We start from the raw sequence: 269 nt of genomic DNA on the forward strand, positions 1-269 counted from the left end.
GTAACATCTGCCGCTGCTCAGCTTATCCAAATATTATAAAAGCCATTTCACAAGTGCTTGAAAGTCAAGTTTCAGAGAGTCAGGTTTTAGAGTCTAGTACTCAAACAACAGACAACGTAGTGCAAAACTCAAGCGTAACAGGAATCTGGTCACCGCCACCGAGTGAGGCACAACTTGGTAAGACTTCAGCGAATAACAAGACAGTAACTGCTACAACAGGAGGCCGCTCATGAAACGCTTTGAATATAGCCGTGCTGATGCACCAGAGC

At 45.0% G+C, this 269-nt stretch carries 1 pseudogene; it reads left to right on the plus strand.

The features are described from left to right. Window positions 1–233: pseudogene (locus AAEY83_RS15430) on the plus strand (2Fe-2S iron-sulfur cluster-binding protein); the annotation flags it as partial. Between the last annotated feature and the right edge of the window lie 36 nt (window positions 234–269).

This window comes from Psychrobacter sp. TB20-MNA-CIBAN-0197 (assembly GCF_040309765.1).
Taxonomy (GTDB): domain Bacteria; phylum Pseudomonadota; class Gammaproteobacteria; order Pseudomonadales; family Moraxellaceae; genus Psychrobacter; species Psychrobacter submarinus.